General features: G+C 44.2%; 13 protein-coding genes. 8 read left to right on the forward strand and 5 right to left on the reverse strand.

All coding sequences use genetic code 11. The annotated features are described in order from the left end of the window. The first annotated feature begins 13 nt into the window (after positions 1-13). The 7 genes from QZ735_RS11005 to QZ735_RS11035 all read left to right on the forward strand — a co-directional run bounded on the left by QZ735_RS11005 (position 14) and on the right by QZ735_RS11035 (position 5,769). Positions 14-883 carry a hypothetical protein gene (locus tag QZ735_RS11005; protein ID WP_294248178.1) on the forward strand — a complete coding sequence of 290 codons (870 nt, stop codon included), beginning with the start codon at positions 14-16 and terminating at the stop codon, positions 881-883. A 163-nt stretch (positions 884-1,046) separates the two neighbouring features. Next, positions 1,047-2,018 (forward strand): polyprenyl synthetase family protein, encoded by a 972-nt coding sequence (locus tag QZ735_RS11010; RefSeq protein WP_294248179.1) that lies wholly within the window; start codon positions 1,047-1,049, stop codon positions 2,016-2,018. Between the two features lie 3 nt (positions 2,019-2,021). Beyond that, entirely contained in the window at positions 2,022-2,630 is a 609-nt protein-coding gene (locus QZ735_RS11015; protein WP_294248183.1) for a hypothetical protein, read from the forward strand. 88 nt (positions 2,631-2,718) lie between these two features. Then, complete coding sequence (locus tag QZ735_RS11020) at positions 2,719-3,678, forward strand: GSCFA domain-containing protein (protein WP_294248185.1); 960 nt, start codon at positions 2,719-2,721, stop codon at positions 3,676-3,678. Further along, positions 3,671-4,198 carry a DUF4269 domain-containing protein gene (locus QZ735_RS11025; RefSeq protein ID WP_294248187.1) on the forward strand — a complete coding sequence of 176 codons (528 nt, stop codon included), beginning with the start codon at positions 3,671-3,673 and terminating at the stop codon, positions 4,196-4,198. The genes QZ735_RS11020 and QZ735_RS11025 overlap by 8 nt, the downstream gene beginning before the upstream one ends. A 9-nt stretch (positions 4,199-4,207) precedes the next feature. Then, positions 4,208-4,978 carry a TatD family hydrolase gene (locus QZ735_RS11030; protein WP_294248189.1) on the forward strand — a complete coding sequence of 257 codons (771 nt, stop codon included), beginning with the start codon at positions 4,208-4,210 and terminating at the stop codon, positions 4,976-4,978. Continuing rightward, complete coding sequence (locus tag QZ735_RS11035; protein WP_294248191.1) at positions 4,975-5,769, forward strand: class I SAM-dependent methyltransferase; 795 nt, start codon at positions 4,975-4,977, stop codon at positions 5,767-5,769. Before QZ735_RS11030 ends, QZ735_RS11035 begins: the two co-directional genes overlap by 4 nt. A 36-nt stretch (positions 5,770-5,805) precedes the next feature. On the opposite strand, the gene QZ735_RS11040 is transcribed toward QZ735_RS11035, so the two are convergent. Together QZ735_RS11040 and QZ735_RS11045 are read right to left on the reverse strand one after the other, a co-directional pair. Continuing rightward, on the reverse strand, positions 5,806-7,113 hold the full coding sequence (locus tag QZ735_RS11040; protein WP_294248193.1) for a DEAD/DEAH box helicase: 1,308 nt from the start codon (positions 7,111-7,113) through the stop codon (positions 5,806-5,808). An 86-nt stretch (positions 7,114-7,199) separates the two neighbouring features. Next, positions 7,200-7,688 carry a DUF6438 domain-containing protein gene (locus QZ735_RS11045; protein WP_294248195.1) on the reverse strand — a complete coding sequence of 163 codons (489 nt, stop codon included), beginning with the start codon at positions 7,686-7,688 and terminating at the stop codon, positions 7,200-7,202. Between the two features lie 136 nt (positions 7,689-7,824). Here QZ735_RS11045 and QZ735_RS11050 point away from each other — a divergent pair, with 136 nt between their 5' ends. Beyond that, positions 7,825-8,559 (forward strand): methyltransferase domain-containing protein, encoded by a 735-nt coding sequence (locus QZ735_RS11050; RefSeq protein WP_294248197.1) that lies wholly within the window; start codon positions 7,825-7,827, stop codon positions 8,557-8,559. A 163-nt stretch (positions 8,560-8,722) separates the two neighbouring features. Here QZ735_RS11050 and obgE read toward each other — a convergent pair whose 3' ends face one another. The 3 genes from obgE to hpt form a co-directional block, all read right to left on the reverse strand. Beyond that, positions 8,723-9,706: a GTPase ObgE gene (gene obgE / locus QZ735_RS11055; RefSeq protein ID WP_294248199.1), complete on the reverse strand. Its 984-nt coding sequence runs from the start codon at positions 9,704-9,706 to the stop codon at positions 8,723-8,725. Positions 9,707-9,787: 81 nt separating this feature from the next. Continuing rightward, positions 9,788-10,366 (reverse strand): adenylate kinase, encoded by a 579-nt coding sequence (locus tag QZ735_RS11060; RefSeq protein WP_294248201.1) that lies wholly within the window; start codon positions 10,364-10,366, stop codon positions 9,788-9,790. Between the two features lie 154 nt (positions 10,367-10,520). After that, positions 10,521-11,075, reverse strand: coding sequence for a hypoxanthine phosphoribosyltransferase (gene hpt / locus QZ735_RS11065; RefSeq protein WP_294248203.1), 555 nt, complete (start codon positions 11,073-11,075; stop codon positions 10,521-10,523). Between the last annotated feature and the right edge of the window lie 990 nt (positions 11,076-12,065).

Here is a 12,065-nt window from a genome sequence, read left to right on the forward strand (position 1 = left end):
TATTCAAGGAAAAATGAAAATTTTACAGAAACAGCCGAAAAGAATGGCCCTGTCCGTTCTTCTATTGATGGGTTCACTTACCTATGCACAGATTGGTATCAATACACAGAACCCGCAATCCGTGTTCCATGTAGACGGAGCCAAAGACAATCCGGTCACGGGCATTCCTACTGCTGCACAGCAACTCAATGATCTCGTTGTAACGTCTTCCGGTAAAGTTGGGATCGGCACCAATAACCCGTCGGGAGCATTGGATGTACAGAGCCAAACGGGAGGTTTTGTACCGCCGCGCATGACCACTGCCCAGCGAAATGCCATTTCTTCGCCTGCAACCGGAACCATGGTATATGATACCACCCTGAACCAGTTCTACTATTATTCCGGCATACAATGGGAGTCCCTGGTTCCCGTAGCGGCGAGTGCCCGGATTTTCCAGATCATCCGCAAGAATGCCAACCAGACCATCCCCACCGCGGATACTTCAGGAGACATCACCTTTGATACCACTTCGGGGCAGGGAACAGGAGTAACCGTAAGCGGATCGAGCATTACGCTGCCTGCCGGAAAAACATTTCTGGTAACCGGTTATCTGGCGATAGCTTCCGCTTCAGGCAGCACCCAGAGCTGGGCAAGATACGAAATCGTGGATGCCGCACTCAACAATTCTTCTACCTGTACCGTAGCATCAAGAGGGTATAGCGAGCCTTCAACAGAGGTTAATAACGACTCTTCCGGAGGTCCTGCATTATGCGTGATCAGTACCGGGACGTCTGCAAAAAACATCAAGCTCCGCATTACGGCTAAAAGGAATGATGCCAATGTAGTGACCACTTCGATTGCGGATCCCTATGCAGAAACGGCTGTACTGATTCAGGAATTATAATCCGGTTTTATCCCTGAACAGATTGCAGGCAATTGTATAAGATACAGGCGGTTTACAGGCCGTCCGGAAAAGGCACCCTCAGTGGTGCTTTTCTTTTTAAATAATGGTTTCCTGTTCCAAACATTGCCTAAAAATCGTATTTTTGTTTAAACTATCAGAATTTATGGAATTTTTAGACCGATACCAGCAGATTGTTGGGGATGCTATCACCAGATATACCTTTAAGGACAAGCCGGCAGAACTGTATGAGCCGATGAACTATATTATTTCGCATGGGGGAAAACGCCTGCGTCCGATTATGGTGCTGATGGCCTGCGATTTATTCGGCGGCGATCTTCAACAAGCCATCAAGCCGGCCCTGGCTATCGAGTTTTTCCATAATTTTACCCTGATCCATGATGATATTATGGATGAGGCTCCCCTGAGGAGAAATAAACCCACCATCCATACCCTGCACGGCATCAATGTGGGCATCCTTTCCGGGGACGGGCTAATGCTGAAAGCCTATAAATTTTTTGAGGACTTGGAGCCTGAAATTTTTAAAGCCTGCATCAGGATCTTTACCCATACCGGACTGCTGCTGTGCGAAGGCCAGCAATATGACATCAATTTCGAAACCCAGGAAGATGTTACTTTCGATGACTATATCAGGATGATTACCTATAAAACAGGCGTTCTCAGTGCTTCTTCATTTGAGATCGGGGCGATGATTGCCAAAGCGGACTTTAAAGATGCCAAAGCCATTTTCAACTTCGGGAAACATATCGGGATCGCTTTCCAGATCATGGATGATTACCTGGATGTGTTCGGGGACCAGGCACAGTTCGGGAAAAAGCATGCCGGCGATATCTATGAGAACAAGAAAACCGTTCTTTACCTGATGGCCCGCGAGCATGCGACCGAAGAAGAGAGAAAGGAACTGGATTACTGGTATTCCAAAAAAACCGATAACATCGATAAAGTGTACGGCGTGGAAAAGATATTCAGGAGGACAAAAGTGGATGAAAAAGCATTGAGGCTGATTGAAAAGCATAACGAGATCGGGCAGAGCTACCTTCAGAAAATAGACATCCCGGATGAAAAGAAAAAACCGTTTGCAGAACTGGCCAATTACCTGCTGCGAAGAGAAAGTTAAGCTATGATTTTTGGTCATTATGTAATCCGCACGTACCGGAAGTTTAAAAACCAGGGCATCGGTACCCGTTTTGTTATTGTGGGCATCCCTTTGGTGCCCATCCAGAGTTATTATATTTTCAAGGATACCAACAGATCGATTGAAGTGGATCTTTACTGGAAGCAGGCTGTAAAAATATACATCATCATGGCTTCGGTATTCTATCTCTTTATCAAATATGTCACGGGGCAGCATTATGATGAAATGAGTTTCGAAAACCTGTTCCTGACCGTGCTGGGAATCAACGTTCTGGTATATTTTCTGTTTGATCCCTATACACTGAAAGAAAGGAAGATCCGGGAACTTTTAAGCAGATCGGTCTACATCAATGCATTGCCGAAATTTTTAGGGCAGACCGCAGCATTTGATGTTCAAAAAGGGTTTATCAGTGCCTTTCAGAGCCGGTTCGGCATATCTTGGAAGGAACTACTGAAAAACAATACGTACGAAGATGAGCATCTGCCCTACCTTTTTCCGATTGTGGTGTATGATCTCTATCTGTACAAAAATGAGAAAACCCGGAAATATTGTGACAAAATATTCCGCAGGTATAAAGAAATAGAACAGCTGTAGTAAATAATTAATCCGGAAATTTGAAAACCAGTAAACATAAATAATTGATTTTCAAATTGATAAATTTTCAGATTTTCAAATTAGCAGGATGAAATTCAGGACGGAAGTTGATATAAAAGAATCGGGACGGAAGATACAGATTGAGGATAAAATATTTTCAATCGGTTCGTGCTTTGCCTCAGAAATATCAGACCTGCTGCGGTTGGGGCAACTGCAGACTGCAAACAATCCTTTCGGTACGGTTTTTAACCCTTTTTCCATTGCCAACGCGGTAAAAAGGCTGCATGACGCAGGGTTTTACACCGGAGAAGAACTGATCGCCTTTAACGATGAATTCATTTCCCTTGATCACCACAGCAGTTTCGATACCCGGTATATGCATCAGACCCTGGCAAAAATCAACTCGGAAATTGAAAAAGGAAACACCTTTCTGCAAAATTCGCGCTGGGTCATTATCACGTATGGTACTTCCTACATTTATGAATTCATTCCAAAGCAGAAGCTGGTAGCCAACTGCCATAAAATCCCCCAGAAATTTTTTACCAAAAGGCTGCTGACCCATCAGGAAATTACGGATTCCCTGTATAATACAGTCCTGCATCTTAACGATATCTGCCGGGAGGATGTACAGATCCTGTTCACGGTTTCCCCGGTGCGCCATACCAAAGACGGCATGGCGGAAAACCAGCTGAGCAAATCCAAACTGATTACGGCCATCCATGACGTGATTCCGCAGTTCGGGAACTGCCATTACCTGCCGGTTTATGAACTGATGATGGACGACCTGCGCGATTACCGTTTTTATAAGGAAGACCTGATCCACCCCAACAACCAGGCGGTCAGTTATATCTTCGAAAAGTTCGGGAACGCATATTTCTCCGGGCAGGCCAAGGAATTCATCACCGAGAATTTTAAAATCAACAAAGCCCTTGAGCACAAAAGCAGTGATGAAAAAGATCCGAAGTATATCCTGTTCCGTGAAAAGCTGCAGCAAAGGATTGAAAGCCAGCGTAAAAAAGCAAGGCATAAAATATTTCCGGATGACTGATTTTAGGACACTGGAATACCTGAAAAAAGGCAACCCGCGCCAACAGAGGGCCTATGAGGTACTTACCAGGTACAGGGTTTTTGATGTGCTACAGGATTATCACCCGGTATTGGCAGGAACTTTTCCTATCGAAATCGATATCGGGGGGAGCGATCTGGATATTATCTGTCACCTGGACCCTGACCTGGACGGAAATGTACTGCAGGAACTGGTTTTCAATAAGATCATACCTGCAAACACCGAAATTGCTGTTGAAAGCAGCAGCGTTGGCGGAGAGAAATCAATCGTAATACATTGTATGCTGGAAGAGCTCCCGATAGAAATTTTCGGACAGAACAAGCCGGCCACTCTGCAGAATGCTTATCGCCACATGATAGCCGAATACAGAATATTACAGGAAAGAGGAGAAGATTTTAAACAGGAAATAATAAACCTAAAGAAAAGAGGGATCAAAACGGAGCCGGCATTCGGAATGTTGCTGGGATTGGAAAACCCGTATGAAGATCTCCTGAAATTATAAAGAAAAGAAATGATAGATACCCATACCCATCTGTACGCAGAAGAATTCGATGAAGACCGTGCAGAAGCCATTCAGAGAGCAGTCGATAAAGGAATTATAAACTTCTACCTTCCTGCTATCGACTCGGAATCCCATGGAAAAATGCTGGAGCTGGAAGCAGCGTATCCCGGCCAGGTATTCTCCATGATGGGGCTGCACCCTTGCTATGTAAAACCGGAAACCTGGCAGGAAGAGCTGAAAATCGTCAGGGATTATCTGGACCAGCGGCATTTTCCGGCTGTGGGGGAAATCGGAATCGATCTGTACTGGGATAAATCCACACTGGACATTCAGGTAAAAGCTTTTGAACAGCAGATCGACTGGGCCATTGAGAAAAACCTCCCTATTGTGATCCATACCCGGGAAAGCTTTGAAGAAACCTTTGAGGTACTGGAAAGAAAGAAACATCCTAAATTGAGGGGAATATTCCACTGCTTTTCAGGAAACCTGGAGCAGGCGAGACATGCCATTGATCTTAATTTTATCCTGGGCATAGGCGGGGTAGTCACATTCAAAAACGGAAAGATCGATCAGTTCCTCCATGAAAGTCCGCTGGACAAAATTGTCCTCGAAACCGACGCTCCGTACCTGGCCCCGGTTCCTTACCGGGGAAAGCGGAATGAAAGCGCCTATCTGGACCTGGTAGCCGGAAAGCTGGTGGACATTTACGGAAAGGATTTCGCGGAAATCAGCAGGATAACCACAGCAAATGCCGAAAAACTCTTCAAAAACAAATCATGAAAGCAAAAATTTCAAAACTTCTGAGACAGGTAAATTTATTGTTTCTGGCGGACAAAATGCGCTTCCATGTTCATAAAGCTAAAAACCGTGATAAAAACCTTGCTTTCAGGCTGGCACACCCTGATTTTAAGCTGCCTCCTGATTATCTGATCTATGAATCATTCTATATCAATTACGAAAGCTATTATAAAAGCGGAAAATTAGCGGCTGAGGAATTTGTTGAGATCTACAGGACTCATGGTTCCCGGGAACAGCCTAAGATCCTGGACTGGGGATGCGGCCCGGCGAGAGTGGTAAGGCATATTCCCGCCCTGCTTCCGGGTAGCCATGTATTCGGAACCGATTACAATAGAGAATCGATAGCATGGAACAAAAGCCATATCAAAAACGTTGAATTCAATCTCAATTCATTGAGTGCGGATCTGCCGTATGAAGACGGCTTTTTTGATTTTATTTATGGGATTTCCATTTTTACCCATCTTTCCGAAAAGATGCACGACGAGTGGAAACACGAACTGACAAGGGTACTGGGAAAAAAAGGAATCCTGCTTTTATCCCTGCAGGGAAAGCTTTTCAAAAACCATCTGACCGGAAATGAGGTGAGTGAATTTGAGAAAGGGAATCTTGTAGTGAGAGGGAATGTGAAGGAAGGGCACCGGACCTATTCCGCATTTCATCCGGAGGAGTATGTAAAAAAACTCTTCAGCGATTATGAAATCCTTGAACATACCGAGTCCTACTCAAACAACGGTAAACCGGAACAGGATATCTGGATCATGCGCAAAAAGTAATAAAAAAAGCCTTCCGTCCGGAAGGCTTTTTTCTTGTTATTTCTTTCTTGTAAAATTCTTATTCTTAGGTTTGCTGAAGCCGGTTGAAGCTCCGCCGGATTCCGGCTTGTTCCTGTTTCCGCCGGATCTTGGGGTATTGGGTCCTCCTGCTTTCGGCCGGTCTGTGCGGGGTGTAAATGGCTTGTTATTGGAATCCCTTTTCTGGGCTACCAGGTTATCCGTATGAAAAGGATGGTCCTTCACGATCGGAATCTTCATACCGATGAGTTTCTCCGTATTTTTAAGATTCATCAGGTCCAGTCCGTCAACAAAGGAAATGGAGGTTCCTTCGGCTCCGGCTCTTCCCGTCCTTCCGATACGGTGAACATAGGTTTCTGATACATCGGAGAGCTCGAAATTGACTACGTACTTAAGCTCGTCGATATCAATTCCTCTGGCAGCGATATCCGTAGCCACCAGGACCCTGGTTTTTCCGGATTTGAAATTGTTCAGGGCATTCTGACGGGCATTCTGTGACTTGTTTCCATGAATGGCTTCCGCCGTAAGATGGTCTTTCTGAAGCTTTCTGGCGATTTTATCGGCTCCATGCTTCGTTCTTGAGAACACCAGTACGGAATCGGAGATGTCATTCTTTAAAATATGGGTAAGAAGATCCAGCTTATTGTCTTTCTCAACAAAATATACCGACTGTTTGATGGTCTCTGCAGTAGAGGAAACCGGGGTTACTTCCACCTTTACCGGATTATTCAGGATCGAGTCTGCCAGTTTCTGGATTTCCGCAGGCATGGTAGCAGAGAAAAATAGGGTCTGCCTTTTCTGTGGCAGAAGCTTGATGATTCTTTTCACATCATGCACAAAACCCATATCCAGCATCCTGTCAGCTTCATCCAGCACGAAAATCTCGAGGTTTTTCAGGCTGATGATTCCCTGCGCGATAAAATCAAGCAGTCTTCCGGGAGTCGCTACCAGGATATCCACTCCTTTTCTGAGCGCAATTTCCTGATTTCCCTGTTTTACTCCTCCGAAGATAACCAGATGCTTCAGCGGAAGATACTTTCCGTAGGCTTTGATGTTTTCTTCGATCTGGATGGCCAGCTCTCTGGTAGGGGTGAGTATTAAAGCTTTGATATGCCTGTTCGGCGTCTTATTTTTAGAAAGATTCTGTAAAATAGGAATGGAAAAAGCAGCTGTCTTACCGGTTCCTGTCTGCGCGCAACCCAAAAAATCTCTGCCTTGAAGGATATCAGGAATAGATCTTTCCTGGATTGGGGTAGGGGTGGTGTATCCTTGCTCCTGAACTGCCTTGGCAATCGGGTCTATTAAATTTAAGTCTGTAAAATTCAAATGAATCGTTTTTATAATTTACAATAAAAATTCCTTCAAAAAGAAGGAATGATGTATGCAAAGGTAACGTAAATATTTTTAAGTGGTTAATTTACTTTTGTCCACTGCTGATTATTTCTTAAATCTTCGAAAAATTTGTACAGTGCTGCCAGTTTTTCCGTACCTATTTTTCCGTAATCCTCTACATTTTTCATGCTCCCGTCACGGAATTTGATGCGTAGATAAGAAGTGGGCAGATCAGAGATGTTTCTTTCACCGTATTTGGCGTTCAGCCCTTTTACATTCAAGTCATCAAGCAACGTGATGAGCCGGTTGTAATCCGCTTCTTTAATCGTCCCCTTAAAGGTACCTTCCCTTGGCTTATCAAATTCTCCTTTTGAGAATTCTTTGGAAAAGTTGAAATGTTCCGCTTCCAGCACGGCAGTCCTGTCCGGATTGATGGTCATTTTGAAAATAGGGCAGGATCCGAAGCAGGGCCCGGCTTCGTATTCAATGGAAGTGTAGGCTGAGTTCATTTTCTGGGCGGTACATGAAAACAGGAAAATAAATGCGCAAAGGCCTAATACATATTTCATAGGGTCATTTTTATGGACATCTTCAAGAACTGTTCCAAATTTCCTATTTAAAAAAGATGTGTATAAATTGATTCCCTGAAAAGGAATTCAGATAAATTTTCGTTATTTTGATCATTCAAAATTGCATCTTTTTTTCATGTATAATTTTCTAAAGTCAGCTGCTAAGAATATCATTCCCCGGAAAATCCTTATTGAGAATGAAGAGAGGTTCCGTAGACTCCTGATTCCCTTGTATAAAGGAAAGAACAACCAATGCCTGATCTGTGGAACCCGACTCAAGCACTTTGCGAAGCTCGGCAACGGAAACCTCATCTGCCCGGTATGCGGAAGCCTGCCCAGGACCCGCAGGCTCTACAAACTGCTGCAGGAGGAATTTTTAAAGCCCGGCATGGCCTTCCTTGACTTTTCCCCTTCCCGGATGTTGTATAAAAAATGGAAGGCCCGGAAAGGAATATCTTATTTCCCTACAGATTTTGAGGATGAATTCCTGTCTGATTACCGGTATGATATTACGGGTATAGAGGCTGAAGATGAAAAATTTGACCTGATCGTATGCTATCATATTCTGGAACATATTACCGAAGACCGCAAAGCGATGAACGAACTGTACCGCGTCCTGAAAAAAGATGGTACTGTTTTAATTCAGACCCCTTTTAAAGAAGGGGAGATTTATGAAGATGATTCCATTGTAACAGAAGAGGAAAGGCTCAGGCATTTCGGGCAGGAAGACCACGTGAGGATCTATTCCGTGAAAGCCCTGGAATCAAGGCTGAAAACGGCAGGATTCCGTGTTACGGTAAGAACCTTCTCAGAAGATGTTTATTATGGATTTTCCGCAGGCGAAAAAATATTGATCTGTACCAAACTTTAATAGGACATTCAAAAAAAAGAATTCAGGAAAACCCCTGACCCGCAATCAAAAGAACAGAATATGCAGCCGATAAACTGGATTTATCAGTTGTCCGGACGTTTCTGCAACTGGACATAAAAAAAGTACACAGGAGGTGTACTTTTTTTATTTTTTTCAAATTTTTTTATCCGTGCAGCTGTTTCCAGATCGCGTCTTTCAGTTCCGTAAGCCCTTCGCCGGTAACACCGGAAAAGAAGAGCGGCTGCTTATTTTCCGGGAATTCGGCGGAGATTTCTTTTTTCAGCTCGTCATCCAGAAGATCGGATTTTGAAATTGAAATGATAAAATCCTTATCCAGCAGTTCAGGGTTGTATTCTTTCAGCTCATTTTCAAGGATTTTAAATTCCTGGAAATGGTCTTCCGAATCAGAAGGAATGAGGAAAAGCAGAATGGAATTTCTCTCGATATGCCTCAGGAAACGGTGTCCCAGGCCTTTGCCTTCTGCTGCCCCTTCGATGATCCCCGGGATATCGGCCATCACGAAGGATTTATAGTTCCTGTAATCCACGATTCCCAGGTTCGGAGTCAGTGTCGTAAAGGCATAATTGGCAATTTTCGGTTTAGCGGCCGAAACAGAAGCCAGCAGGGTGGATTTCCCGGCATTCGGGAATCCTACCAGCCCCACATCGGCAAGGATCTTCAGTTCGAAGACCACATAGCCTTCCTGTCCGTCCATTCCGGGCTGGGCAAATCTCGGGGTCTGGTTGGTGGAGGATTTGAAATGTTCGTTTCCTTTTCCGCCCATTCCGCCTTCCATCAGGATGATTTCCTGGCCGTCTTCCATAATTTCACCAATGATTTCGCCGTCTTCATTTTTGGCAATGGTCCCGATCGGGACTTCAATATACACATCGGCTCCGTAAGCTCCGGTAAGCTGGTTTTTACCGCCGTTTTCCCCGCGCTCTGCCTTTACGTGACGCGTATAACGCAGAGGAAGCAGAGTCCACTCATTGGCATTTCCTTTCATGATGACGTGGCCGCCACGGCCTCCGTCGCCTCCGTCAGGTCCGCCTTTGGGAATATATTTTTCACGGCGGAGATGCGCAGAACCTGCTCCTCCGTGCCCGCTTTTACAATGAATCTTTACGTAATCTACAAAATTTGACATTTCTTATAATTATGAGTTATGAGTTATGAAGCATGAGCTATGAATTGTAAAAACTTATAACTCATCACCCATAACTTTTAACTATTTTACTTTTTCTACTTCAGCGAAAAGCTTTTCGGCGATTTCATTAATGTCGCCGACACCGTTGATCTCCACATATTTGCCCTGCTGCTTGTACAGCTCGGCAACTTCTGCTGTTTTTGCGTAGTATTCTTTTATTCTGTTCCGGATGATCTCCACATTGCTGTCATCTGATCTTCCGCTGATTTCTCCTCTTTTCAGCAGTCTTTCTTCCAAAATAGAATCTTCAACCACTAAGGAAAGACAAACGTCAATCTCGTCATTCAGCTCTTCTTTTACAATTTTTTCCAGCGCTTCCGTCTGAACAGCCGTTCTCGGGTACCCATCGAAAATAAATCCTGCTGCCTCGGTCGGCTTCCTGATGTCATCAATCAGCATATCGGTGGTTACCTGATCCGGGACCAATTCTCCTTTATCGATATAGGATTTGGCCAGTTTACCGAGCTCGGTGTCATTTTTCATGTTGAATCTGAAAAGGTCACCCGTTGAGATCTGCTTCAGGTTGAATTTCTCAATCAGGTTTTGCGCTTGTGTACCTTTTCCGCTTCCCGGAGGGCCGAACAGAACAATGTTTATCATAATGGTTTAGGGCTTCCGGCAATTGGCGGCTGGCTTCCGGCTTTTACCGTCAGCGTATTTGCTTCTGCCTTTAGCATTTTTAAGTTATTATTAAATTTATTTCTATATTTTTACTTTGTAAGCTAAAAGCTATCAGCCAATAGCCAACAGCATCTTAATGGTTGATCTGTCCGTCTTCCAGCTGGTAGAGGTTCGGGAGGTTTCTTCCCAATTCATCGTAATCCAGTCCGTAGCCGAGAACAAATTTATTGGGGATTTCCTTCCCGATATAATCCAGTTTGAAATCTTTCTTGTATACTTCCGGCTTCAATAAGAATGATGCGATCTTTACGGATTTCGGACGCTGGGTCTCGTTAAAATATTTGAACAGGCTTTCCACGGTATTTCCCGTATCCACAATATCTTCCACCAGGATGATATGACGGTCTTTTACATCTTTGGTCAGCTCCATTTTCTGGTACACAATACCGGTAGATTCCGTCCCTGCATAGGAGCTCATCTGGATAAAGGCGATCTCACAAGGCCCGGGATAATGCTTCAGCAGGTCTGAAAAGAACATAATGACTCCGTTCAGTACCCCGATAAAAACAGGAACCTCGTCCTTGTAGTCTTCATAAATATTTAAAGCTGTTGCTTTTACAATCTCCTGAATTTCGGCATCCTCTAAATAAGGAACAAAAGTTTTGTCGTGAACTTTAATACTCTCCATAAAAATTTTAGTAGTCGGCAAAGTTACGGATTTTTGATGAAAGTTTTCATGAGCCGGAAACAAGAGTGGGGAATGGTGAATTTTGCTTTGCAGGTGAATGGTGAATTTATACTTAGGGTTACTATTGGGAAAACGCAACGGCACGAAGGGTTTTGCCCGCTTTATGGGGGATAAGGCGCAACGATTTTATCAGAGATAAAATGGAATACTGCCTATTGTATTGTACTACCGATGCCTGTAAAGCAGTCTATGGAGCGGCATGAAAATTTGGCTTTGCCGAATTCTTTGCGCCTTATACCAAAGCCTTTCCCGATATTCTTTTCGGCTTCGCGTTTTTCCAACCATCCTAATCACAAGTCTTGAGCAGATAGGCTTAACGGAAATTCCCCTCCGGTTTTGGAGGGGTGGCGAAAATTCTAAGAATTTTTGACGGGGTGGTTCGGGAGGTGAATAGTGAATGGTGAATTTCGTTCTGCGGGTCAATTTTGCTCTGCAAGTGAATTTAAGACTGAACTGAAATTAACCATTCACCCGCAGGAGTTGACCATTGACAAAAAGTGAATGGTGAATTTCGCTCTGCGGGTCAATTTTGCTCCGCAAGTGAATTTTCAGGCTGAACTGAAATTGACCATTCACCCGCAGGCATTGACCATTGACAAAAAGTGAATGGTGAATTTCGCTCTGCGGGTCAATTTTGCTCCGCAAGTGAATTTTCAGGCTGAACTGAAATTAACCATTCACCCGCAGACATTGACCATTGACAAAAAGTGAATGGTGAATTTCGCTCCGCGGGTCAATTTTGCTCTGCAAGTGAATTTACGACTGAACTGAGATTGACCATTCACCAGCGCAGCGGATTGACCCGAAGGAATTGACTATTGACTTTGAGGACACTGCCAAAACGGGGTCTGCCGGCATAGCCCCGATTGCCGCGGCATCCTTTTTTTGAAGCGGGAAAAGCCAGGCAAAAAAAGATACAGCAGAAAGCGG

Source organism: uncultured Chryseobacterium sp. (assembly GCF_913776365.1).
Lineage (GTDB): Bacteria > Bacteroidota > Bacteroidia > Flavobacteriales > Weeksellaceae > Chryseobacterium.

Bases quoted from the DNA above. Each gene is read 5' to 3' on its own strand.
- QZ735_RS11005 (WP_294248178.1), top strand. From the start codon at position 14: ATGAAAATTTTACAGAAACAGCCGAAAAGAATGGCCCTGTCCGTTCTT.
- QZ735_RS11010 (WP_294248179.1), top strand. From the start codon at position 1,047: ATGGAATTTTTAGACCGATACCAGCAGATTGTTGGGGATGCTATCACC.
- QZ735_RS11015 (WP_294248183.1), top strand. From the start codon at position 2,022: ATGATTTTTGGTCATTATGTAATCCGCACGTACCGGAAGTTTAAAAAC.
- QZ735_RS11020 (WP_294248185.1), top strand. From the start codon at position 2,719: ATGAAATTCAGGACGGAAGTTGATATAAAAGAATCGGGACGGAAGATA.
- QZ735_RS11025 (WP_294248187.1), top strand. From the start codon at position 3,671: ATGACTGATTTTAGGACACTGGAATACCTGAAAAAAGGCAACCCGCGC.
- QZ735_RS11030 (WP_294248189.1), top strand. From the start codon at position 4,208: ATGATAGATACCCATACCCATCTGTACGCAGAAGAATTCGATGAAGAC.
- QZ735_RS11035 (WP_294248191.1), top strand. From the start codon at position 4,975: ATGAAAGCAAAAATTTCAAAACTTCTGAGACAGGTAAATTTATTGTTT.
- QZ735_RS11045 (WP_294248195.1), bottom strand. From the start codon at position 7,688: ATGAAATATGTATTAGGCCTTTGCGCATTTATTTTCCTGTTTTCATGT.
- QZ735_RS11050 (WP_294248197.1), top strand. From the start codon at position 7,825: ATGTATAATTTTCTAAAGTCAGCTGCTAAGAATATCATTCCCCGGAAA.
- obgE (WP_294248199.1), bottom strand. From the start codon at position 9,706: ATGTCAAATTTTGTAGATTACGTAAAGATTCATTGTAAAAGCGGGCAC.
- QZ735_RS11060 (WP_294248201.1), bottom strand. From the start codon at position 10,366: ATGATAAACATTGTTCTGTTCGGCCCTCCGGGAAGCGGAAAAGGTACA.
- hpt (WP_294248203.1), bottom strand. From the start codon at position 11,075: ATGGAGAGTATTAAAGTTCACGACAAAACTTTTGTTCCTTATTTAGAG.